The organism is Bacteroides propionicigenes (assembly GCF_018390535.1).
Classification (GTDB): Bacteria; Bacteroidota; Bacteroidia; order Bacteroidales; family Bacteroidaceae; genus Bacteroides; species Bacteroides propionicigenes.
The window spans coordinates 446,301-468,999 of the sequence record NZ_JAHBBW010000002.1 but is presented as its reverse complement, the minus strand read 5'-3'; the positions used below and the strand labels follow the sequence as shown (position 1 = coordinate 468,999).

Sequence of the window (22,699 nt, the reverse complement as noted above, 5' to 3'; positions counted from 1 at the left end):
TATCTGTCCACGGAACGTAAATGAATAAAAACAGACGGCATCGTTGTGATTTGCCGTCTGTTTTTGTGTTTTTGCGACATAAAATCCGATAAAACCGGAAGGAGGTGGTAGCCGGGTACAATATTATCCGGGCAAACGACAGAATATGCTAAATATACTTATTCAGTTCTTCCACAAGAAGATGCACCGTTGTCGAAGATTCCGCCTGTGCCGGCGGTATTCCCTCCATTCGGCGCAATACGGCTTTTGCGTTCGTGATGGCCTGAGCCTGTTTACCGCCCAGCTCCCTGAAAACACGACCGCCTGTACCGGCTTCCTTGTTGTAGGAGAAGCCCAACAAGCCGGATAGCTTTGTTTCATATTGATTTCTGTGCATCGGGCCTTGTACCAGGTTATAGTGCAGCAAGAACCAATACTCGAAAGCCTGGTTGCTGTATGCCACCCTCATGCCACCGGCTTCCGCCATACCGATAGCCCGGTTGAAATCCCGATCGGGAAAGTCATCCTTGTCAAATACCACCCAGCACTGGTCATACTCGCGTCCTTTCTTCCGCTCTTCTTCTTTCATCCGTAAAGCCTTTTGGACAAGACCTACCGTATTGAGTCCCTGGCCTACCGCTTTAATATTGGCGGAAGTCAGGCGAAATGCATTGAAATAATCCGGTTCCGTATTTACCCCCTCGCAGATGATCAGGAAGGATTGTTTGACCTCACGGACAAAACTGATACGCCTGAGTGTCCGTGCCGCGCGTGGATCACGCTTGTTCGTCCGTGCTGCCATATTCTTCCTCCCTCAGGTCAAATAACCGTTCAAACTGGCCGATGACAGGGATACCGCCATATTTCCCCATCAGGTACTCCTTTTCGAAAGGTGCACTGTTGCGAACCTTGTATTCCGCCAACGAATAGAGTTCCGAGGCTCCAAACGAATCTTTCTGTGTAAACCAGATCTGATCCCTGCGGAACAGGCTTGCATTAAGCAGGTTGGTGTCATGTGTCGTGAAAATCAACTGTGCATTCCTGGGATTTGTCACTCTGGAATTGAACAGCCCGATGATGCGACTTGTCAACAGAGGGTGCATTTTCGAGTCGAACTCGTCGACAACCAGCCTTTTGCCATGATCCAACGCGTCGATTATAGGATAAGCCAGCGAGAAGTATTTGATCGTACCCTCCGACTCGTTTACGCGGAACGGGAAAGTGACCGTCTTCGTGGCGTTGCCCTCCTCGTCATATTGCTGGTGTGAACTGATGACTGTATTGTCAACCTTGCGTATGTCGTCGATTCCGAAGTCTGCAAACCGGGCAAACTCCACAATACGCCTTTTCATGGACGGATCATCGATCTGGGCTATCGCCATTTCCCAAATCCGCTCGTCGCTGCTGCCAAGAACAATCGTGGTGTTGGCCAACCATCCCATGATTTCCACCGAGACGCTTTCGTTGAACTGTGCTGCCACGGAAAGAAGCAGCGCATTGTCGCGCACCATTTTTTTGGCGACAACCTCTTTGCCGACCGAAAATTTGGGATGCAGTTCATACTCATCGCCGTCACGCAGGAACAGTTCCACCTCCTTTGCCTTGCGCTTGTTGCCCTTTTGATAAAGCCACTCCCGGTGTACACGTTTTTCATCGACTTCGAACCCATAGCGGTATTGGACCGTTTCGTCGGCAAAGACCGCCTCAAAATAACTGGGCTCCTGTTCCGTCCTCCGGTTGAGACGGAAACTTTCCACCCGTATGCTTTCGCCGGACTGCACGCCTTTGGAGGAATTGATGACAAACCATTTGAAGAAATCGAGCGCTTTGACCAGATTCGATTTCCCGCTGGCATTGGCCCCGTAGATGACCGCACTCTTCAGCAAAGAGAGGTTCGTACCTTCAAGCTCAAAAACAATCTCATCGGACCGGGTCTGTTTTTCTTTCAGCGCGGAAGCAGCCAAAGACAAGGTCGCCGGCTCCTTGAACGAAAGGAAATTTTCGACTGTGAACTGAATAATCATATTATATCGCAGTTATATGTAAATTTTATGCAAATATAGGGGATATTTTTCATATATAGATGTTTTATCGGATCTCTTTTTGCGGTTATTTTCCTGCACGTGAAAATCAGACCGTTTTCGTTCTTGCAATGCTGCCCTGCAAAAGGCGACTGCAATTTTCCGAAGCGGCAACATCGGCTTGCGATTCATGCTCCCGATAGTGGAATTTGGGTGGAAAGACGCGAAATTCGCCACATCTTTCCCCTCAATGTGGTACAAATGTACCGTGTATCTGACAGGAGGGGTGTTACAAATGTAGCAACAATACTATAAGTAGTATTATACAAGAAGAAAGAAGAAAGATGTACTTTTTTCTTTGACGCAAAGAAAAAAGATACCAAAAAAGAAACAAATCATGACAGACGGCACGCCGTCTGTTTTTTTGTTTTTTTGAATCGGAAAGTGTTGAAAACGGATAAGATGAGGATTAAAGGACCACTTCCTCCCCAGATACAAGAGAGAGAAACAGAACGAATACCTTATACCGTCACCCTCTTACCGTCTGGCATCCTTGTCGCGGTTCAGCCTTACGACAGAGCGCACGCAGTCACGTACCAGTTCGGCATCCCTCCGCTCCATGAAATAGTTCCCGCATTCCAACCGTTTCCTGTCCGCCGGCCTGTTGTTGTCCCTGCATTCACGGATTTCCAGTATGTCATTCAGGTAATAGTACTTGTCACCGCGTCTGACACGTGTTGCCAGCCGTTCGAGTTCCTTCAGCCGTCCGTTCCATGCAAGCCCTTTCTGGCGTAGAGCATCGGAAAGCCTGCTACGGCCACTGGTTCCGATAGGCAGTATCTGGAGATTCACCGCGTACCCGACTGTTTCATGCAGGGAATAGCGCAGGCTCCCGTCTTCGTCCAGCAGGCAATACAGCACAACACGTCCTTTTGCGTCGATTTCCTTGAAAGCCCCCAGTATTACATGCTCATCCAGGATACTGAGTTTTACCAACTGTCCGTCTTTGGGAGCATAGAGAGATTCCGAACATACACCCCGGCGCTTGTCCCATGCAAGATGGCCTTCGTTCAGCAGGCGTTGGAGGGCAATCTTTTGCTCTGCGCTCGCTTCCCGGCAATCATTCAGAAACATGACCGCGTCATCGGTAACGAGTTCTCTGCCCGCAGTCATCCTTACCGGAACCGACACGCAATTACCCGTGACATCTCCCACAAGTCCGGTTTCCGATGTCCCACCGTTGAAGACGACCATTCCCTTGCGAATGGACGACCCACCCGTGCTGTCTTTCGGAATACTCCCGATTTTCTTCTTATGATATGATTCCATTCTTTCGATTCTTTATCCAGATATTTCCTGTAACAGCAAAATGCCATACTTCATACATAAGTGGATACAATACGGCAAATATACGTATAATTCACCAAAAAGGCAGGTGACTGAACCCCATTTCTTCTGCATTTCCACGGTTTCCTGTATAAAGTCACAAAAACCGTACAAATAAGTCGGAATCCATGTGGATAGCTTCGTTCTGTATATTCTATATGATTAAGGAACAAAACATTACAAGATTGTCCGATTGTGAAAAGCATATCCGAACATACTGAATGACAGGAATACACATCCTCCTTTTCCGTCGTCCAATCCGGTTAAGAACAGTCAATATACCGACGTGTCTCTATATATTTTTTGATGCGTTTTCAGCGTATCTAAAAAACAACTTCAAGCCGGAACCCGGAAATCGTGCAGAAAGTCTGTACACCCGTGAAAATTGAAAGGACAGGCATCCACAAATGAGAATATTTCAAAAATATGGGACATGGTGAACACCAGCACCTTAAGCAACCATGATAAATACAAGTACTTTACTGTATATTTTTTGATACCTGCTTACAGTTTCAATCCGAAAGCCGCATTTTGAGCCATTTTGGAAAACCGGACTTGAAAAAACGGCCCGAGGACAGAGACCGAATCCGCACCCGAGGGTACACCCTCCCTAATCTTTTTATTTTTATTACACCATTGAATATCAATAATTTATTAGGTTTACTTTTGTATAAAGTAAGCCTAAAAACGTCTTTTACATTATCTTTGCTTACAAATTGAAAGTAAAAAAATCTTTTCAGTCCTATTTTATCCATTTTAAGCAGCTAATAATCTGATAATCAATAGACAAAACTGATTTTGATTTTATACATACGTTGAAACGGGGCTTTTTTGATTTTTGCAAAGGAAAAATTTTTTTCAAAGAAAATCATTTTTTCTATTTTATTGATATTCAGCTATTTACAAATTTACTTCGCGCGCGTGCGTTCCATATTCGCAAAAAGGCTGTTTTTGGAACGTTCCAAATTTTTTTTCTCAAAAAGTTTTGCAGTTCTGAAAAACGGTTTTATAATAGTCATGTACTCGAAAGCCAAACAAACGGCAAACAAGTACGGAGAAAAACGAATAAAAAAATAGATAGTAAAAAACAGAATTAAAAAACAGAAAAGCAAAGACCGCCGAGAGCGAGAAACAAAAACGGCGTTTACACGAAAGTGAGTTGTTGAGCCGTCAAAGGGTAACACCCGAAACAACACCGTGTGCGTTTAGGTACGCTTAAAGAGTGCGTTAAATAACCACGCTTCGCACGGGGCAATAATACCAGTATTGCCAACCTACGAAAGTAGGGAAATTTATGGAACGGGATAAATCGTATTTATTCCGAGTGCCGGAAATACGTCAAGACTTTTGCAAGTCGCTGGGAGTATTGAGAATACCGCCACTGAAAAGGACGTGCAAGAATAATGCCATAATTGCGCCCTTGTGCGCACGGAGATAAAATGCACGGTAGCGGAAAAACAGTCCGCACGGAGCTTGAGAAAAGAGCATTGCCAATGTTATGCCCATAATCACCAGCCGCCCACCGCCTTACTGTTAGCTGCCGGATTGGAAAAGATCCGGAACGTGCCAGAGAAGCGTCTTGCCGAAATTGGAGTAAAGCAGCGCAGAGCCACGACACGATGAGTAGAACTCGTGCAAAGATACGATATGCCGAAAATGCGCTCATTTGGATAGCTCTGCTATGGGGTACGTTTTAAGTGCGACAAAGTTACGAAAAATTTTGCCGTGCAGGGTGAAATGCACGGCAAATTTTTGGGCGCGTGGCAGGAAATGCCACACTTTGCGCTATGGTGCAGAGTTCGGGGTTCGACTCCCCGAGTGCCCGCAATGCGTGATTTTGCGCAGTGTTTCTAAAATTTTATCATTATGGCAACTTCTAAATTGAACAAGGAACAGTATGCAAACATCGGTTCGTTTGCAGGTATCATGTTGGTTTACAACTCTACCAACAAGGACGGTGAACTCGTGCAGACGGCACAGCACTTTTTCGGTGCGGACTTTGAGCCTGCCGACATGTCGGACAACGAGATTTTCCGTGTGATTAAAAACATGGTCGCAACTATGTGGCACACCATTGCGGAGGAAAAGAAACTGCGTGCCGATGCCGACGGCATACGCTCGAAATTCCGTGCCACAACCCCTGCGGAAATCATCATCTGCGAGAAGTCGGGAAATCGTATCAAGAAGTACGACCTTACCGACAGCGTTTGGGCGCGTATCGGTCTTGTGCCGACCAAAGTAGACCTCGAGAAGTCAAACCGTGATTTCCAAAAGACAATCCATGCCGCTGCAAAGGCTATCCGCAACGCCATGAATTTCGCCCCGAACCTCGCCAGCCTCGAAAAGCCTGCCGAGAAAACGACCAAGACCGGCAAGGCTGAAAAGGTGGCGGAACAGCCTGCCGGAACGGTTGCCGACGAAAGCAAAAAGGCGGCATAAGGGCAACGGAGTAACTGAAACCTGCCCGAAAAAGGCAAAAGGACGGCAGGCAGCCCGCTGAACGTGTGGGACTGCCTGCCCTTTTCGTATCTGCCGTCGTAAGCGCGTGTTCTTGTGACGTATGCCACGGATACGCGCTTTTCATTTCGGGCGAAAGCAACTGTAACGTGATAGGCGAAAAGAATTTCCCGGCAAAAAACGGTGCCGGGACTGTACCTCCGCCGCAGGACGGGGAGTACACCGTGGACGACCTGAAGACCGCTCTGGAAGAGTCCGAGCGGTCGCTGCATGATGCCGTCTTCATAGCCCGCCAAGTGTGGGAGAAGGACTGCGATGCCGTGAAGTTCGACATCGACGACCTTGTGCAGATAGAATCGGCATTGCAGGAGATATGCAACATCACCGCAGGAATTGACAGCGGGGACGATGGCGAGTGACATGACGCGCACACGTGCTGCGGAAACTGCGGGGCGTGCGCGCTTTTTCGGGCATTGATATACACTGTGTCAGGATTGCACCCTGAAATGCCCGCACTTTTCTAAAATTCCCTCCGATATGACTTCCTTGCGCCGTGAGGCGTTGTGCCTACCTTGTATATAACACGGTTAAGCACGGTCTGGCGTTCTGCGGAACCGCCTGCCGTGCTTCCGCTGTTATCCTGTGCGGGGAAGCGGAGAACGGATGTGCCAATAATAAAACGAATAAATATGATAGAAGTGTTTGACGCAAAGCGCACCCGCAGTTACGGGTGCTTTGCCAGTTTCAAGGCTGCCACCGATACGCTTGACAGCCTTGCCGCGACGGGACAGCTCGGAAGTGTGCCCGCTGTCAGCGTGGCGGCGTATTGCAGCGGCGTGTTACAACGGGAATATGAAGCGGTGTTTGTCGGTGGGAAATGGCGTGTGCCGAAATCTCCGAAAAGGCGGATGCCGGAAACGAGACCTGCCCGTGGGAGACGTCGGCGAAAATGGTGCAAGGAGTACGCTACGGCGGAGCTGATGTTCCGAGAAGGGTTTCCCGACCATTTGAACCGCAGTTATCCGCTCTCGGCGGACAGCCTGAGACGGTGCAACCGGAAATGCAGAATTTATATGCAATAATAAAAACGCAATGAGTATGAAAACATTAGCAGACGTGAAACGGAAAATGACGCTTGGCTCGAAGTGGCGGTGCGTCCGGCTGTTCGAGGGCGGAAAAGACCTCGGCGTGCGTGAGGTCGGGAAAGTGCAGGGTAATGCCGTGGCATTCCTCAAACCCGACGGGAAACTCTCGTGGCTATGGTGGCCAAAGGCAAAGGACGTGCAGGTGGAAGAAAACGCCTTCACCGTGCTCCAGAACGGAGTGCCCAAGCTCAAGTACATCTATGCCGGATAGGTGTTCCGGAAAAAATCATGCAAAATAATATGAATTAATAACAACTATGGGGGCGGAATGCCCCTATGCTTTTATAAACGGATAAAGAAAATGACAGAAATAACGAGAAAGCAGATATCTGGTCTGCGGGTAAAGATGTATTAACGGCTATGGGAGAGGAACATAGAATCAACGAGATAAAAGGTGTCATCATCAGCCGTGCCCTGCTCAAGGAATACGGGTATGATGGCGATATGCCCACCGACAAACAGATGCAGGTCATCGGCAACGGGTTACTTGAATACTGGGGCGTAAGCGACGGTTTCAAGGAAGCCCTCGCCAGTACAATGGAGAACATGTTCGGTGTAAAAGCAAAAGATTAGGTCTATGGAAACGAAAGAACTTACTACCCACCAGCGTGGTGTTATTCTACGCGGCATCTGCGGCGGGGCTGCATTGAAAGACAAGTCGCCGCAAATATCTGAAAACAATACCGTCATAACCTGCGCCGGAGGGTTGGAGATTTGGGACATCTGCTGCATCAGCAGTGATGCCGAAGCCTTCGGCCTGAAACCGTCCTTCGGTTATGACGGGCACACGAGAATCACTTTCACCCCCAAAGAATAAGCGGAATGAAATCATATTACTACTTGGACTACCTGCACCGTGAAATCTTCCTTGAAGAGGAGGATATTCAGACCGTTCCGGAATCAGGCAGGGCGGACGATGCCTGTTCCGCCATTGCCGAAAAGCCGTATGTCGTGGAGCAGTTCATGGCGGACTCTTTCCGGACACTCAAAGATGTGGCCAGCCGCCTGTGCGATTCCCCTGATATTAAAAGCCGCCACGATACGCTGATGTATATCGTGTGGAGGGTGGCACTGGACATCAAGGAGTGGCGGACTCTGAGCCATAGCGAAGCCGCCGTCAAGGTAACCCGTGAGGACGGTTTCGTGTGGCTGCTTGTATCGGCGGAAAATGCCCGGAAGCTATGGGAGGCAGACGTATTCTCCCTGTACAGGCTTTATGCCGATGATTCGGAATCCCTGATCGAAAGCGAGGCGGAGCTGGAATCGACCATCAAGGGCGGATACCAGATAGGTATCGAGGTGGGGTTCGCCTCTGTAATGGACCATGCCGCCCGGATGAAGCAACAATAAAAATCGGAAACAATCAAATAACGAAATCAAGAAGAAAGGTATGGAAACAACATTATTGACAAAGGAAAATGCCCATCGTGTGACCATGGTGCGGCGTGTGGATGCCCCGGAAAGCGAACCGGTAGCGTTTCTTTTCAGGGGAAAGAGACACGGGTATTGCAGCTATTCCCATCTTGTAGGGAATCCGGGCAAGGAAGAAATCCTCGCCCCGGCGGACTTTAAGGACTGGGAAGTTGTGGAAGTGGCGCACCCGGGCTATCTGGAAGAATATTTCAAGCAGGCGTGCAGCTCCTACAACCTCACCTCCTTCTCACCCGACGAGCGGGGTGAGTCAGACATCGCCTCGCACGAAAAGGAACTGCACGAGGATTTGCAGTCGATGCCCGAGCAGCAGCGGGAACGTTACATGGAAAACTACAAACGCTATTTCTCTGCCATGATCGCCGCCAACAGCCGTTGTGCCAGCGCGATGATTACGGGACCTGCACGCTTCAACACGGGCCGAAACGAAAAGGCCTGCAACAGCCACGCCAAGAGCGTCACGGCGTTCCGGGAATGGCGAGAACGTGCACTCGAAGCGATTCGCAAGGCTACCGAAGCGGCCAAGCCCGAAGAACAGCGTCTCGAGGAGGAGTGGCAGAAGGTCAAAGCCTTTATCGACGATGCCGCCTCGACCATTCACGGTATCGATACGGGTACGGCACGAGGCTATAGCCGGGCTCTCTTCGTCAGCAACCTCGCCGGGCGACTCTCCACCTATGTCAACCATGGCAACGTGGAAATCATCGACCGTGCCGTCGCTCGTCTGCGAGAGTGGAACGACAAAGTCAAGAAACCTGTCGTCACGGCACGCCATTCAATCTTCAAGTATCCCGAACTCGTCCGCAAGGTGCGGGAAAAGCAGCAGGAACGGGCAAGCCGTGAAAATCGTGAGATTCCGTTCGATGGCGGCAAGGTGGTCTACAACTTCGAAGAAGACCGCCTGCAAATCCTCTTCGACAAAATACCCGATACCGATATGCGTACAACCTTGAAGCGTAACGCTTTCAAGTGGGCGCCACGCAACCAGGCATGGCAGCGCCAGCTCACCCGCAATGCCGAATATGCCGCCGGTCAGGTGTTGAAAATAACCATTTAATCCAGTGCCCATGAGATACATCATCGATTCACGTTATTTCGACGGGACATGCCTCACGTCGATGTCGGATGACATGCACAGCGACTACGGCGGCGAGACGCTGGAAGCACTGCGCGAAAGGGAGAAGAACCCGTACCTGGTCGCTGTATCACCGGTACGCATGACACTGCTTGTGAAGCGTTATACCCGGGCACTTTGCAAGCCCTTCCATGAAATTACGGAGGAACGTTATTACGAACTGCTGGAATGCCTGCCTCCGGCCCGCATGCAGAGCGACTGGTTCTTTGTCGGGGAACCGTATTACCGAAACCTGTACGCGCTCTGTTTCGAGTCGGACGGCAGGTATTTCCGGGCGGAACGTCCCATACGTCTTTCCAATGCGGAAATCTACCGCCAGATTCGGGAACACATGGAGAAAGTAAACCTGCATCCCGCCATCGTCAAGAAGGCTTCCTTTGTCAAATATGTCAATTGGTACAAAAAGACGGTCACCTACATACCGTACTATTTCGAGTATGGAGGTAAAATATATTTCCTGAAGAACCTCGCCACTCGGACGGGATCCGAATTTGGCGACCGCCGGGAACGGAACGAGATGGCGGCATTGCTGAGGAACCTGCGCGGAAACCGCTACGAATACTGCACTTTCTACTCCCAAAAGAAGGACATCTTCGAGTTTTTTGACTGGCTACGGAAGAACAAATACACGCTGGAAATCCAGGGCGACTTGTTCGACTTTGCGGATGACCGCTCCCACGTGGACTTTCACGGCAATGTATGCGAGTATTCGGCTGTGTTCCATTACCGCATCTATTCACGCGAGCTTTTTGGCCATATCATTAACCAGCTACGCACCGTGAAACGGTATCACGCGTGGCATAAAAGGAGGGAAATACGATGAAAATCTCAAATGAACCTACCCCATACCTCCTGCTCAAGGCAGGAACTGACAGTGCATGGGATTGCTGCGACTTTGCAATCGTGTACCTGTCAAAAGAGTGGAGACAGACACAGTCCGGCAGGCTGGAAGCCGTCAAGCCATTCAAGGATGACATCAGTTTCCAGTCTTTGAACTTTTATGACATATCGGTTGGTTTTTACCAGCCGGACGAGGACGGGATACTGGGCAGCGAGGACTTGCCGGAAGACAATAACTGGTGCTTCGTGGAACTGACCGAAACGGAACTGGAAAGGTTGGTTCCGCCGGACAATGTGCTGGTCAGCCATATCTTGGCGGTATTTGCAAACGGGGAAGCCAGATACCGGGCGTACGGCAAACATACCGACGAGCGATTCTATACTGAAAAATTCCCTTTGCAACAGATTTTGGATATACTGGCGAGTCATGAATCTTAAAATTTCAAAGCAACTATGACAGAAATCATCAAAACGGACGGAACACGCCAACCCGTGCAGCCAGCCAATGGCTCAGACTTCACGCTGGAGGAGATGCAGGCGATTGTCGGCGGCTACATCGAACTGGTGGAACTGGACGGGAGCACGACAATGGTCGTCAACGAGGAAGGCAAACTTATCCCTCTGTCCCTCAATCTTGAAGCGAGCAGGATATTCCGTGCTCATCACCCGGCGTCGAAAGACTTCATCGTTGGGGACGTACTTGTGTGCAATAACAATCAAATCAGATAAAATTATGGATAAAGAGAAAGCAAAAGCGCTCAGCAAGACCCTCGCATGCTACAAAGAATTACAAGAGAATAACAGTGTAAACCTGATCGAGTTCCATACCGCTGACGGGCAGAAACACGGTATCGGCAACCCGGAAGCCATCAAACTGTTGCTTTCGGTGGCCGTCATCGAACTGGAACGCCAGCTCCGGACCGCACAGTTCGGTGATATTCCGGAAAGCCTGGAGAACAGCCGCGAGTACAAGGCGGCCAAACAGCTGGAATACGCCATGAACGATTTGGGATTCAAGTCCGAACGTTTCGCCCAGGCTCTTCCTTATTTCCACAAGACACTGGAACAGACATTCTTCAGAACGGTAAAGGCTTCCATTACCGCTATGGCAGGGCGTGATTCACGCTGCATTGACGACCGCAACCGTGCTTCATACGAGATGTGTCAAATGCTGGCCTCCATGCTGGAAGATACCCGTCTGCCCTTTATCTAAATGCCATGTTCATAGACGAGAGGACACAAAACCGCCTCCATGCCGTGCCGGGAGAGAGTATCTCCCACGGCACGATGCGCACGCAGGACCTGATTCCGGCGTTCTTGGACGTTATCCGTGACACACCGGAGTACGTGCAGGTGATGAATGCCATCCCCGCCCATGCCATGGAGGACAAAGAAGCAGACTGGTGGAACAGCGATGACGCGGCGGGATTGCTGGAATCGCTGTTCGACACGCTCGATAGTTACTCACCGGAGGGGTACTATTTCGGTGCTCATCTCGGTGACGGGTCCGATTACGGATTTTGGAAAATGGACAAGTGAATGTCGGAACATGGTACGGATTACAAAAGACAAGCGGCATGACATTCTCAAAGACGGGATTTGTATCGGGCAAATCTATCTTGCCCGTGCCGAAAGCAGGAAATTAAGATACTGGGCAATCTCTTGCATGAGTGGAATCGGCTTCAACACTTTCAATGAAGCCCGCAGTTATGCCAAGGATTTCCTTTAATAAAAGAATCGCATGAAAAATTGGATACAACAGATGCTTTTGTGGCGTAAAAAGACGGACAAGGGCAGAATGACACTCGGAAAGGTGCAGAAAGAGTATCGCGAGAATGACGTATGCATGGGAGAACTCCTTGATGCCCTTCCCGCCGACGGCCTTTCCATAGAGGAAGCTTTCGAGCTGGCTATCACCGCCAAGAAGTGGGCGGACGGAGACCGTTTCTACCGGAGTATCAACGATGGAGAACCGGAAGAATTGTAAGGTAAATAACAATAAACAATAATGACAAATGAGCAGATATGATTTTATAAGATTCGGCGGCTTTGTCAACTGGGCGGACGAGGACACGGACACGTTCCGGAAAATGAAAGTCTGCCTGCCGGTAAAGGAGCCTGTCGAAGATGACACGAAAATAGGACTGATTTCCACGGACGAGGACAATCCGGAAGAAATCGCGGTTTCCTATTCCGTCAGGGCAGCCGAACTCATCCCTTGGACGGACTCATTCCAGGAAGGATACTGGAAAGCCCTGATAGTGGCAGAGGCAAACGGAGCAGGCACGGACGTATTGCTGCCCATGCTCAAAGATGCCGGACTATGCCTGATGGAATGTGTCTTCCTGATGCTCCGGAGCGATGCCTGCAAACTGTTTCCGGTCCTGTGCCGGCTGTTCCCGGAAGTGGAGGAAATGTTTGAGATTATCACATGGAATGACAGGGAATATTTTGTCAGGGAACTGACGCTGTTCCGTGGAACGGGCGGGGAATACAAAACCCTAGTCTCTGTAACGGGTCTGCAAGACGTGCTGGTCGGCAAAGACGGCGCACCCATATCGGACGAGGCGGAGGCCGTGGACCGGAAAATCTGCTATTACTTCACGGACGAGGAGTTCCTGCTGCCGGAAGAGCGGCTTGTAGCCCTTGCGGAGGATGCGTGAGAAATCATAATGTATGTACAAAGACCAGAAAATGAATAAAAGAATGAACAAACAGCAAACCACTCCCGTTACCGACACTTTTAAGGGGATGCTACTTATGTCAATGGGTGTCCCTGTAGGAAACATCCGTCCCTACCGTTTGAAGTCGGCACCTTCCTGCCTCGGCGGTTTCGAGCGCATGAGCGTAGCGGCAGCACGAGCCTCGGGAATGGATATCCCGGAGACGGAGAAAGAGAACGATGAAGTTTACATATGCCGCTTGGGACCCGCCGTCTTCCATAAATGGATGCCTGTCTGGATGTTCGAAACCGCTTTCGAACCGGTTCCCGAGCAGAGACGCGGTGACCGCATCCGAACACTTACGGAAGAGATGAACAACCATCACGTGGCGGAGAAAGCCCTGAATGAAAAATGTTACGCCCTGTCCGTGGAGCTGCTTTCCGAGTGTGGCGGCAGCCTTGATGACAACGGTGAACAATCCTCGACCTATCTCCATGTTGTGGACCGTGACCCCGTGGAACTGGTCATCACGAACGCGTCGCTCCGGAAAGACGGGAAAATCTTCATCATGGGTTACAGTTACTACACGGGCGAGGAGTACGAGCAGGAATGTGACGTAGAATCCGGCATGGACATACTGAATTTTATCCTTTCCCAAAAAAGTTTTGAGTGCTATGAATGAAGACAAGATATTGCAAATGTTCTTCGACATAGGCCAGTGGACGAAGGCCATTGAGAAAGGCGTGCTGAAAGACATTAGGAAAGACCAACTTATTCGGCTGACCGACGAGCATACCCGTATGGCGATGGCCTATGCCATGCGCCGGGGAAAGTACGAGATTTCCCCTCCCCACACGGCGCAGATACCCAAGGACAACGGTGAGTTCCGCACAGTGTACGTAAACGAGCCGATGGACCGCGTAGTACTGGGTATCGCCAACGACCTGCTCTTCGAGTTGATGCCGGAGATGCTGCACTCTTCGTGCAAGTCCTACCAGACCGGTATAGGGTGCGGCAAGGTAGTTACGGAAGTCAGCCACCGGATGACAGAAACCGGCAATAGCGGCTGTCTGGGCTGGAAGTCCGACCTTTCCAAATACTTCGACAGTGTTCCGATACGGTTCATCGACGAGGCGTTCGACAAGGTGGAGGCCAAACACGGCCAGTCTGCCCTGATAGACGTACTTAGGAAATATTACCACTCGGACCTCTATTTCGATGAAGATAACCGGTTGCAAAGCAAGTATCAATCCTTGAAACAGGGTTGTGCTGTGGCTAGCTGGCTGGCGGATGTACTGCTCTACGACCTAGACAGGGAACTGTCACAAATGAACGGCTACTACGTCCGGTATTCCGACGATATGCTTTTTATCGGCAAGGATTATGAAAAAGCGATGGACACACTCCAAAAACGCCTGGAAGATAAATCCATGAAGCTAAATCCCAAGAAAGTGGAATACCTGGCAGCCGATGTCTGGTTCAAGTTCTTAGGATTCAGTATCAAGGGCGGCATGGTCTCGCTCTCGTCATCACGCATCAAGACCTTCCAGCACGAGATCGAGCGGCGGACAATCCGCTGCCGGGACACGACACTGGCAAAAGCCGTGGACGCCGTGAACCGTTACCTGTACAAGGGCGAGTTCAGCTGGGCGATACAGGTATTGCCGGTCTGTAATGTGAAGAGTGACCTCAACGAGCTGAACAAGTTCGTGATGGACTGCTTTAGAGCCATTCAGACGGGCAGGTGCAAGATCGGCGGTCTGGGATATGTCCGAACCAAACCGGATGGCTGCATCGTCCGGGGACGGGGACGCAACGTGAAGGCCAACCGCGATAAAACAGACCGGGACATACCGGGTTACCTGACTGTCGGCTGCATGCGTAACGCCCTTCTGACCAGCCGGGCGGTGTACAACACGCTGGTGGCATCGCTATAAGTTACGCCGGGCACACGGCAGAACGGGTGGACGGGCAGGCTATTCAACGTTACAGGCTTATAACCAGAATCCATATCGAGATTAACCGGTCTAACACCCGGTTAATCCCATCTCGATTCTGGCTGCGCCTGTAATGTATCGGGAAATTAAAGTCATGTGCCGTCTGTCCCGCACCCGTTACCGGAGCACACCGGGAAAGTTCAAGGAATAGGTTTGGGCATCCCGCGTACCAACGTCTTCTTTCCGAGTCTGAAGGCGGCTGACCGTCGCCTTCGGACTCCGCAGAAGACCCATACGCGGGATACATCGGAAGCATAAAGCCATGTGCCGGTATTATGAGAACTTTCAGTCTTTTCCAGCACGGGAACGTGCGGTTCGGGGGAATGGATTCAGCCTGCTGTCCCCGATAAGCCCGTCTCGCGCCGTCGTATCCCTAACGTTATACGACGGCGCCATTCCGGCTTCCGCCACAGCAGACATCGGACCTGTAAAGGAACGTGCCGGCATTCCGGGAACCGCAAAAAGAACAGCACAGGGCAAAGGGGGCAAGGCCGGGATTTCAACAGAGCCGCAATTCACACGGCTGGAGCCTGTGTCATCTCCTGCTAACACGACAGATGACACAGGTTCCAGCTGTACTCGCGGCCCGTATCAGGTTTTTAAAGGGATGTGCCGTCCGGATGAGTCCCCTGAACAGAAGGTAGCGCGACCGCATATGCACGAGGGACCCAAATTCAAGATACAGTATTCAAGCTTGGTCCTGAGCCAGGCAACTACCTGGTTCAGGACCGAAGTCCTACTGTATTTATCAGGACTATAAAGATACGCGCTAGGGGTTTGAGTGCCATTAATTGTAAACAGGTGAGAAAATGGAAGATATTTACCGAGAAACCGTCACCGCCATAGAGAACGGCGCAAATTTCCGGATTGATTTCCAGTCCAGAAGTTTAAAAGTAAACGGGAGACACATGATACGGAACGGCAGGTATGATGGCGCTCCGTGGTTGCCGGAGTACGGCTGCGGGGATTTTTTCACGGATGTGGAGGAGCTGTACCGCCGCTATAAACATTCGATACCATCGGAGCGCAGCCAGAGCAAGTCCCGCCGGTATTTCATGGCATTGCCCGAAAGTGACCTCGAGGACGGGGACATGCTGTACGGGCAACACCGGGATACCGCGCAATTCGAGCTGGAATTCTATATCCTCTGCCGGATTATAGGCGGGTTCACATGGAATCCCGAAACGATGGGCAAATGGTTCTGGCAAAGCGAAAAAGACAAGGACCTGGTGATACTCAGAAAATGGGTGGAACCCGGAAGTAATCAACTATTAACAAATTCACAATGAGCAGAAAGAAACAAGAAACAAAAGTCCTGTGCCCCGGATGCGGCACGGAATTCGCCATCGCGGACAAGGAATTTGCCGCCACGGGCACCGTTATCGGCAAGAATTCGGATTTGGGCACCGTCTATCCGGTGGTGGCCGGCCATAATTCTCCCGCCGGACTTCCCAAAGGGGCGCGGGAGCGTATCGAGGCACTCCGCGGTGCCGGTGTGGACGTGAGCTGCCTGTTCGCCATGCAGGGAGCCGAGGGCGGCGAGTATATCGCCTCCAACAAAGACGGGAAACTTACCATCCTGGATGACAACGACCCGATATTCGGCAGCATCATGGCACAGGGTACCGTTCCCAACAACCGACTCTTCCGCCGGTGGGTCATGGCACAAATGTTCCATATGATGTCATACACGCATTACCGTGAAAAAGAGCCGGCAGGGGTGACCGAGATGATTCACCGGAAAGGCTATGATTACCAGTGGAAAATGCTCTTGAACGAGCTGCACGCCCAGATGAAGATGGAACACAAGGACATCACGGGTTTTGCCGAGAGAAACCGCTGGTTCAACCGTGATGTGGTTTTGGCCATCGCGAGCGACTATGTCAACGCGCTGAAAAAACACGTGGGCAACCTGGAAACAAGAAAATGCAAGGGAGTTCCCTACAAGCGTATACACGGCCGTAATATTTTCGTGGAGGACCTGCAATCCAAACTGTACTACCCGCTTTCCATCGCGATAACCCACATCAGGCACGCGTTGGACGCCACACAGCTTTACAACGCGGTCAGACAGTTCAATGACCGTCGTATCCGGCTGCCATGGGGCACTCCTCAAAGCAAGGCATGGATGGATGCCTATAAGGGAGCCGGGGCGTTCTTTACCATGCAGAACCTGATTCGTTTCCACGGTTGCACGGCTGTCAATGACCGGGGTCGGCGTCTGGACAAGTACCAGTCACTGGCGTTCCTGTCAGCCAAGGCGGAAGAGTATAAAAACGGAGAAGGCTGGCGGTTGCTGGCAGTCCTGAAAAAAATGCTGGCGGACAACAATATCAACATCAAAAAGAAGATGGCGGCATGGCGTAAGAAATAGGCCGTCATCTCCATCCGCCCGGTAGGCGGCACGGTGTGGCGGGTCAGAATAAATTAGTACTCCCTCCATTGAAATGATGCTCATCCCTGTTAACACAAGATGAGCATCTTTCAATGGAGGCATTACATCGAAAACGTAAAGAGATGCCCCTGTTTGACGACCACACCGCTATTCTAATCAAAACGACATAATCCTTTATACGATGAGCAAGAAACAACTACGACGCAGGGCCTACCTGCTGTACCGGTTACGAAAACAGGGTATCCGATGCCTGACACGTTGCCGGACCATCTTCTACCCTTACGGGGAGGATCCTAAATCAGTACCGCAGATCTGCAGCCTGATAAGCGAATTCCATTTCCATGTCCAGTTTGAAATACCCGCCTGACATGAAACCGGGAGACATTGCAACGCTGAAAGTGCCCTACAAGGGCTATCGCCGTATAGAGCTGTTGGAACGGCTCCAATACACCTGGCTGGTACGCATCTGCGAGAGCGGGAAGGAGATCGAGGTCTATGAAGACGAGTTCGAAACGGATTAAAGGCACGGAACAATGAAAGGAGAACAACAGGAAGAACGCATACCGAACTTTATCGGCAATGCCGTCATTATCCTCACAGCCGCCCATCTGGGCTGCGAGGTGGAGATGCTCGCCACCGCACAGGAGGTGTGGCGGACGAAACGCCTGCCCGAGGCGGTACTGCTGGGCATGTACGAAAAGGCCGCATGCGATGCCGTGTCGGCTGTCCGGAAGAGAGGTCTGGCGGAACAGGCTGACCGTCTCGGAGAGATATTTTACAGGACGGGGGAATTTCCCCCGCCGGAAGAAGACAATACATAAAAAGGAGTAACAAATGAAAACAAGGACTTTTCAGGAAATATATGATTTCTGCCGTACGGACGATACCTACCGGAGCTATTTCGAGGCATCGGACGAGTCCCGCATTACCGGAGCAAGGGCAAGAAAGTACTATTACGGCGACATCCGCCGAGGCCAGTGCCGCGTGGGGACATTCATCTACTGCCAGTCGATGCGGCAGCTTGAAAGGTTCCTCGAGGGCGCAAGGCAGGACCACTACATCCATGTTGACCCGCCGGCCTGCCGGGAAGTGAGCCTCAAGGACGATATGTTCCCCGGCCAGACCGCCTATATCGTGGTACATGTCAGGAGGCAGGGTGTGCAGATTGAAATCGAACACCCGTTGCATGGTGGATGGGTGCATTTCACGGCACGCTCCCACCGTCCCTTCACCAGGGAGGGAATCATAGCCGAGGCGAAGTCCTACATTGACAGCCACATCCTGCTGGCACCGGGAAGATACCGGGACTTGCAGCTGGAACATATGGTTTCCAAGGAACAGTTCCCCGCATGGTACAGGCAGTATAAAATGAGGCTGCACGACCGGGCGGAAGCCGAACATCGGGATATGGTGGACAGATACAGGCACAGGAACGACCTTACCTACGGAGAAGCCCGTGACATGCTCGCGGCTTCGGGTATATTCTTCGACCTGAACTGCGACGAGTTCGAGCGGGACGAGATTACGGAACAATTTGTAAGACTTTGTAACAAAACATAATACCCAGGCAAATGAATCTATATAATCAAATCAAATATAACGGGTATCGCATCAACATCTATTATGATGATGACGCCCGAAGCCCGCGTGAAGCGTATGACAATCTCGGTACGCTTTATACGGCACATCGTCGCTACCGCCCGGAGAAGGAGTTTGATGACCACTTCGATATCGACAAGGTTTTTGAAGGGCATATCGGAAATTTCCGGGAATCGTTCCTGAAGGAATATATCGCCCTGCCGGTCTACCTCTACGACCATGGCGGCATTACAATATCCACCTCGCCGTTCAGCTGCCCGTGGGATTCCGGATTTTTCGGAATCATCGCGGTACCGTTGGACAAGGTGCGCCGGGAATACGGGTGGAAGAACATCACCGCGAAACGCAGGAAGCGGATCGAGGGATACCTGCAAGACGAAATCAGTACCCTTGACAACTACTATACCGGGGAAGTTTTCGGGTATCGCATCATGCCGGAAAGTGACGATGACAATGAACTGGACAGTTGTTGGGGATTCTATGGTACGGAATGTATGAAAGAACTGGAAGCCGAATGCAGGCATATTATCGACGGGCAGAACAAAGCGGCAGCATAAAATAGAAAAATACGCATAATAACTGGAAATACAATGAAGACATCATACGGACTTGAATTTGACACGGTAACAGAAATCAATCCTGAATGGAGCGACTATGACAAGACGATAGCAGGATGTCACCTGGCCAATGCCAGGGTGGTCATCGTGGATACGGAATACGGGCAACCGATAGACAATGAGCATGACCTTGAAGAAATCTACCGGATTCTCGAAAAGAAAAAGACAGGCCATACTAAAAATGAACGACATGGAAGAAAAACGAGATAACAAGGAAATCAGGGTACGCCTGCACCATATCGACCGTGGAAACTGCACGGAAGTATGGGAGGTGCAGACAGAGAAGGGGAAGCCCAGACGCTATCTGGGACGTGACGACGGTTATGGACCGAAGGAGTGGTACACGCTCTGCGATGCTCCCTACGGCTATTGCGAACGCGACTGCCATGTGAGGGAGGACCTCACCCTCATTGTCTGCGACAAAGATTGGAACGAGGTGTTGCGAGACGGAACGGACAGGGAACGCTTTCCTGAAAGTTTCCCTTCACTGGATGAAGCCTGCAACGAGGCATGGAGCAAGGTCGTGAAAGTGCTTCCGCATGTCACGCACAAAGGTTTCGGGCAGTGGATCACCAAACAGTCATTCCTCCCGCTCAGCCAGACCGAAGAATTGAATTGGCGGGATAGCTACTATGAGGAAGAAGCGAGTGAGATACTCTCACGTTTTACATGGATCGGTGAAGAGTATGCCATATTCAAGGTTACCCAGAGGCACACCAAGTGCGACGCCCAATGGTACGAGTATTACGCGGGGAAGACAAACCGGCAGGAACACGAGTGGTATACCCGTTTCTTCGGTTACGAGTACCATGACCGGCATATCAGCGACGTACTCCGGACACTCGGAAGGCGGTGCGACGACATCATCCGTACTGCGGTGGAAACCCGCACGGACCACTATTACGGGCGTACGGTTTCCTGTTTCATGGACGAGTTCATCGGTTACGACCTGTCCCATGAACAGGTCCGTGACGCCAAGGAATGCAGATTGCGCAAGGCACGGGAAGACTACGACGAAGCGAACGCCTACTATTACAAACTGAAAGAGAATGAGGAAAGCATCCGTGGTATCGAATTGATGCTGCACTGCATAAGACAACAAATCCGAAAAATGAAAAGATAATGGCCAGAAAACTACATGTAGCCAGAGTTTGGCAAATCGAATACAAATATCCGGGTATGTATGGCGGGGACGGTCAGGATATCTTTTATGATATCCTGACAATGTTCGAAGTTGATAACTCCGCAGAAGACGCCTATACCGATGACTTCGAAATAGCCCGTTCGGGTCTGCAGCAGCTAAGAAAACATATCTCAGAACAGGATGAAACCTTCCGGCAGAATGCCGAAGAATTTTATTCCTGCCTGGCAAAGGTCGGGATGGACCGGGAAAAGTTTATCGAAGTACTCGATTGTCTAATCAACGGCAGTGACCAAAGCGATGCCTATGTGCATGTCTCATGGTTTTAATGATATGCCATGAAGGCGTTTCGAGCAAACCTGCCGTAACATCAAACCTGTATGAAACCTAAAGATAACGGGCTGGCCAACCTTCATGACCGGAAACGTGAGGAACGCGGTTTCTGCTGCATGCAACTGATCATATTCCTTACAGACAATGGAGTGAAGAGCTGGGATGAATGGCACCGGGCGCATACCGACGCGGCCCGGGGCGAATGCAGATACCGCAAGCGGTGCCCGGTTTATGGACGTAGCAAACATTTAATGAACAATAAATAATATGGTACTTAATATTGTAAAAAACGACCTGCCTGCCTCATGCATTGCAGAATATGTAAGATGCGTATTTGACAATGCCAAAGTAAACATCAAAGATGAAAATGCAGTATCCGTCGACATCGAAGTGACCGGAAAGAACGAGCTGCACTCTTTGGAAGGATTAAAAGAGTTGGAATACTATTTTAAAGATTATGACATAAGAATATGGTGACCGCCATGCAACGGGCGGCAAACCGGAAATTGTTCAACTACAGATAAAAAACAAGCAACATGGAACAGGAAAAACCTACAAAGCCGGAAACAGACAGAACCTTTCCGGAAGACGATGACACACTTTACCGTGAAATGACAGTGCACATGCCCCGCTGCTATTTTCCGACTTCGCTAGGCGAGAACAGTATCCTCAAATTTGCCGGAGAGGAATTCCGCCGCGTCAAGAATATTGTCTGCCGGCGCTACAACTTTAACGAGGACAAATATATCCGGGAGAACGCCGGCGTATCCCCTTTCGACTCTGTTCGAGGCAACTTCGAGCAGGAAGTGTACAGACGTCTCCGTAAGGATTATGCGCACCTCAGTATCATCTCCATCAGAAGATCACTTATGGAGAAAATCCGCGACGCCGTGAAGAAGGAGAACAACATCATCGGCACGTTCTACCGCAACTGCGGCGTACATTACCGGGAGGCGGAATCAGCGGAGTATGAAACCTCCCCGATAGTGGTGGTCCACAATTCCGCTTTTTACGGATACGGCGGTTATGAAAGTGCGACCGTTTATGAACTTTTCATCGACGGGAACGGCAAACTGCTCTGCACGCTCAACGGCGAAGCCGGCGAGGATTTCGATGAGCCCATCGGACAGGTACAGACCGAGGGATTGCTTGAGATTGCCCACTGGCTGGAAGAACACGGGTTCATCTCCGCTGATGTCAATGACGACGAGATTGTCGTATGCGAGGGGTGCGGTTCAGACAATATACAGACCCAGGCATGGGTGGATCCGAATGCCCGTACATTCATCGGTACCACGGATATAGACCGCTATGATAACTGGTGCGACGAATGCGAGGACCATCAGCCATTCTGTACTTTAAAAGAGTTCAAAGAACGCATGGAGGAATGGTGGAACTCGTTGGACGCAAATCAAATGGAACAGATCACGGGTTGCCGTCAGGACAAGTGTCCGGCCGGAGACAACCATCAGGGGTTTGCCGAAACCTGCAATGAATGGTGGGAAAACAAGGGCTATGACGAGAAACGTAAAATCTGGAAAGAACATAATGACTGCTGAT

At 50.6% G+C, this 22,699-nt stretch carries 35 protein-coding genes; 31 read left to right on the top strand and 4 right to left on the bottom strand.

The genetic code is table 11. From position 1 onward, the window contains the following. Positions 1 to 148 precede the first annotated feature (148 nt). From KG118_RS04875 to KG118_RS04865, 3 genes are all read right to left on the bottom strand, one after another. A complete protein-coding gene (locus tag KG118_RS04875) occupies positions 149 to 781 on the bottom strand; it encodes an RloB family protein (RefSeq protein ID WP_004293618.1) in 633 nt (210 codons plus the stop codon). Then, positions 756 to 2,003, bottom strand: coding sequence for an AAA family ATPase (locus tag KG118_RS04870; protein WP_004293619.1), 1,248 nt, complete (start codon positions 2,001 to 2,003; stop codon positions 756 to 758). Before KG118_RS04870 ends, KG118_RS04875 begins: the two co-directional genes overlap by 26 nt. Before the next feature lie 534 nt (positions 2,004 to 2,537). Continuing rightward, positions 2,538 to 3,329, bottom strand: a complete 792-nt coding sequence (locus tag KG118_RS04865; protein WP_004293621.1) for a hypothetical protein — start codon at positions 3,327 to 3,329, stop codon at positions 2,538 to 2,540. Positions 3,330 to 5,252: 1,923 nt separating this feature from the next. Between KG118_RS04865 and KG118_RS04860 the strand changes: the two genes are divergently transcribed. The 18 genes from KG118_RS04860 to KG118_RS04775 all read left to right on the top strand — a co-directional run bounded on the left by KG118_RS04860 (position 5,253) and on the right by KG118_RS04775 (position 14,994). Next, positions 5,253 to 5,825, top strand: a complete 573-nt coding sequence (locus KG118_RS04860) for a hypothetical protein (protein WP_117917425.1) — start codon at positions 5,253 to 5,255, stop codon at positions 5,823 to 5,825. A gap of 65 nt (positions 5,826 to 5,890) precedes the next feature. Next, entirely contained in the window at positions 5,891 to 6,262 is a 372-nt protein-coding gene (locus KG118_RS04855) for a hypothetical protein (RefSeq protein WP_004293624.1), read from the top strand. Between the two features lie 270 nt (positions 6,263 to 6,532). After that, a complete protein-coding gene (locus KG118_RS04850) occupies positions 6,533 to 6,925 on the top strand; it encodes a hypothetical protein (RefSeq protein ID WP_004303960.1) in 393 nt (130 codons plus the stop codon). A 16-nt stretch (positions 6,926 to 6,941) separates the two neighbouring features. Further along, the gene (locus KG118_RS04845; protein ID WP_004303959.1) at positions 6,942 to 7,199 is read left to right on the top strand and encodes a hypothetical protein; all 258 of its coding nucleotides are present in this window, start codon (positions 6,942 to 6,944) and stop codon (positions 7,197 to 7,199) included. A gap of 149 nt (positions 7,200 to 7,348) precedes the next feature. Next, positions 7,349 to 7,561, top strand: a complete 213-nt coding sequence (locus tag KG118_RS04840) for a hypothetical protein (RefSeq protein ID WP_004293628.1) — start codon at positions 7,349 to 7,351, stop codon at positions 7,559 to 7,561. Between the two features lie 4 nt (positions 7,562 to 7,565). Next, positions 7,566 to 7,805, top strand: coding sequence for a hypothetical protein (locus tag KG118_RS04835; protein WP_004293629.1), 240 nt, complete (start codon positions 7,566 to 7,568; stop codon positions 7,803 to 7,805). 5 nt (positions 7,806 to 7,810) lie between these two features. Next, complete coding sequence (locus tag KG118_RS04830) at positions 7,811 to 8,338, top strand: hypothetical protein (protein ID WP_117917424.1); 528 nt, start codon at positions 7,811 to 7,813, stop codon at positions 8,336 to 8,338. A 40-nt stretch (positions 8,339 to 8,378) separates the two neighbouring features. After that, a complete protein-coding gene (locus tag KG118_RS04825) occupies positions 8,379 to 9,476 on the top strand; it encodes a hypothetical protein (protein WP_004293631.1) in 1,098 nt (365 codons plus the stop codon). Between the two features lie 10 nt (positions 9,477 to 9,486). Next, on the top strand, positions 9,487 to 10,377 hold the full coding sequence (locus KG118_RS04820) for a hypothetical protein (RefSeq protein ID WP_008860787.1): 891 nt from the start codon (positions 9,487 to 9,489) through the stop codon (positions 10,375 to 10,377). Further along, on the top strand, positions 10,374 to 10,832 hold the full coding sequence (locus KG118_RS04815) for a hypothetical protein (protein ID WP_008143016.1): 459 nt from the start codon (positions 10,374 to 10,376) through the stop codon (positions 10,830 to 10,832). Before KG118_RS04820 ends, KG118_RS04815 begins: the two co-directional genes overlap by 4 nt. A gap of 15 nt (positions 10,833 to 10,847) precedes the next feature. Next, positions 10,848 to 11,123 carry a DUF3846 domain-containing protein gene (locus KG118_RS04810; protein WP_008143017.1) on the top strand — a complete coding sequence of 92 codons (276 nt, stop codon included), beginning with the start codon at positions 10,848 to 10,850 and terminating at the stop codon, positions 11,121 to 11,123. Positions 11,124 to 11,127: 4 nt separating this feature from the next. Then, the gene (locus tag KG118_RS04805) at positions 11,128 to 11,607 is read left to right on the top strand and encodes a hypothetical protein (protein WP_004293635.1); all 480 of its coding nucleotides are present in this window, start codon (positions 11,128 to 11,130) and stop codon (positions 11,605 to 11,607) included. A gap of 5 nt (positions 11,608 to 11,612) precedes the next feature. Beyond that, a complete protein-coding gene (locus KG118_RS04800) occupies positions 11,613 to 11,933 on the top strand; it encodes a hypothetical protein (protein WP_004303957.1) in 321 nt (106 codons plus the stop codon). Positions 11,934 to 11,943: 10 nt separating this feature from the next. Then, on the top strand, positions 11,944 to 12,123 hold the full coding sequence (locus KG118_RS04795) for a hypothetical protein (protein WP_008143020.1): 180 nt from the start codon (positions 11,944 to 11,946) through the stop codon (positions 12,121 to 12,123). Between the two features lie 12 nt (positions 12,124 to 12,135). Further along, on the top strand, positions 12,136 to 12,381 hold the full coding sequence (locus tag KG118_RS04790; RefSeq protein WP_004293638.1) for a hypothetical protein: 246 nt from the start codon (positions 12,136 to 12,138) through the stop codon (positions 12,379 to 12,381). 28 nt (positions 12,382 to 12,409) lie between these two features. Beyond that, positions 12,410 to 13,057, top strand: a complete 648-nt coding sequence (locus tag KG118_RS04785) for a hypothetical protein (RefSeq protein WP_004293639.1) — start codon at positions 12,410 to 12,412, stop codon at positions 13,055 to 13,057. Between the two features lie 13 nt (positions 13,058 to 13,070). Then, positions 13,071 to 13,739 carry a hypothetical protein gene (locus KG118_RS04780; protein ID WP_008143024.1) on the top strand — a complete coding sequence of 223 codons (669 nt, stop codon included), beginning with the start codon at positions 13,071 to 13,073 and terminating at the stop codon, positions 13,737 to 13,739. Continuing rightward, positions 13,732 to 14,994, top strand: coding sequence for an RNA-directed DNA polymerase (locus KG118_RS04775; protein ID WP_008143026.1), 1,263 nt, complete (start codon positions 13,732 to 13,734; stop codon positions 14,992 to 14,994). Before KG118_RS04780 ends, KG118_RS04775 begins: the two co-directional genes overlap by 8 nt. A 345-nt stretch (positions 14,995 to 15,339) precedes the next feature. On the opposite strand, the gene KG118_RS04770 is transcribed toward KG118_RS04775, so the two are convergent. Next, on the bottom strand, positions 15,340 to 15,606 hold the full coding sequence (locus KG118_RS04770; RefSeq protein ID WP_181980648.1) for a hypothetical protein: 267 nt from the start codon (positions 15,604 to 15,606) through the stop codon (positions 15,340 to 15,342). 257 nt (positions 15,607 to 15,863) lie between these two features. On the opposite strand from KG118_RS04770, the gene KG118_RS04765 reads away from it, so the two are divergent. The 13 genes from KG118_RS04765 to KG118_RS04710 all read left to right on the top strand — a co-directional run bounded on the left by KG118_RS04765 (position 15,864) and on the right by KG118_RS04710 (position 22,698). Further along, positions 15,864 to 16,343: a hypothetical protein gene (locus KG118_RS04765; protein ID WP_004293642.1), complete on the top strand. Its 480-nt coding sequence runs from the start codon at positions 15,864 to 15,866 to the stop codon at positions 16,341 to 16,343. Then, positions 16,340 to 17,428, top strand: a complete 1,089-nt coding sequence (locus KG118_RS04760; RefSeq protein ID WP_008143029.1) for a hypothetical protein — start codon at positions 16,340 to 16,342, stop codon at positions 17,426 to 17,428. The genes KG118_RS04765 and KG118_RS04760 overlap by 4 nt, the downstream gene beginning before the upstream one ends. 362 nt (positions 17,429 to 17,790) lie before the next feature. Continuing rightward, a complete protein-coding gene (locus tag KG118_RS04755) occupies positions 17,791 to 17,970 on the top strand; it encodes a hypothetical protein (protein WP_004322731.1) in 180 nt (59 codons plus the stop codon). Positions 17,971 to 17,982: 12 nt separating this feature from the next. Beyond that, positions 17,983 to 18,270, top strand: coding sequence for a hypothetical protein (locus KG118_RS04750; protein ID WP_004322729.1), 288 nt, complete (start codon positions 17,983 to 17,985; stop codon positions 18,268 to 18,270). A 41-nt stretch (positions 18,271 to 18,311) separates the two neighbouring features. Continuing rightward, positions 18,312 to 18,542 carry a hypothetical protein gene (locus tag KG118_RS17430; RefSeq protein WP_224241439.1) on the top strand — a complete coding sequence of 77 codons (231 nt, stop codon included), beginning with the start codon at positions 18,312 to 18,314 and terminating at the stop codon, positions 18,540 to 18,542. Next, on the top strand, positions 18,539 to 19,009 hold the full coding sequence (locus KG118_RS17425) for a hypothetical protein (RefSeq protein ID WP_229035237.1): 471 nt from the start codon (positions 18,539 to 18,541) through the stop codon (positions 19,007 to 19,009). The genes KG118_RS17430 and KG118_RS17425 overlap by 4 nt, the downstream gene beginning before the upstream one ends. Positions 19,010 to 19,020: 11 nt before the next feature. Continuing rightward, positions 19,021 to 19,605: a hypothetical protein gene (locus tag KG118_RS04740; RefSeq protein ID WP_008143037.1), complete on the top strand. Its 585-nt coding sequence runs from the start codon at positions 19,021 to 19,023 to the stop codon at positions 19,603 to 19,605. A gap of 33 nt (positions 19,606 to 19,638) precedes the next feature. After that, positions 19,639 to 19,875, top strand: coding sequence for a hypothetical protein (locus KG118_RS04735; protein ID WP_004322721.1), 237 nt, complete (start codon positions 19,639 to 19,641; stop codon positions 19,873 to 19,875). After that, positions 19,856 to 20,788, top strand: a complete 933-nt coding sequence (locus KG118_RS04730) for a hypothetical protein (RefSeq protein ID WP_008143040.1) — start codon at positions 19,856 to 19,858, stop codon at positions 20,786 to 20,788. The genes KG118_RS04735 and KG118_RS04730 overlap by 20 nt, the downstream gene beginning before the upstream one ends. Next, entirely contained in the window at positions 20,788 to 21,135 is a 348-nt protein-coding gene (locus KG118_RS04725; protein ID WP_008143041.1) for a hypothetical protein, read from the top strand. Before KG118_RS04730 ends, KG118_RS04725 begins: the two co-directional genes overlap by 1 nt. A gap of 51 nt (positions 21,136 to 21,186) precedes the next feature. Then, entirely contained in the window at positions 21,187 to 21,405 is a 219-nt protein-coding gene (locus tag KG118_RS04720; RefSeq protein WP_004293651.1) for a hypothetical protein, read from the top strand. Position 21,406: 1 nt separating this feature from the next. Further along, positions 21,407 to 21,616 carry a hypothetical protein gene (locus tag KG118_RS04715; protein WP_004293652.1) on the top strand — a complete coding sequence of 70 codons (210 nt, stop codon included), beginning with the start codon at positions 21,407 to 21,409 and terminating at the stop codon, positions 21,614 to 21,616. A 59-nt stretch (positions 21,617 to 21,675) separates the two neighbouring features. After that, positions 21,676 to 22,698: a hypothetical protein gene (locus KG118_RS04710; protein WP_213388362.1), complete on the top strand. Its 1,023-nt coding sequence runs from the start codon at positions 21,676 to 21,678 to the stop codon at positions 22,696 to 22,698. Position 22,699: the final 1 nt, after the last annotated feature.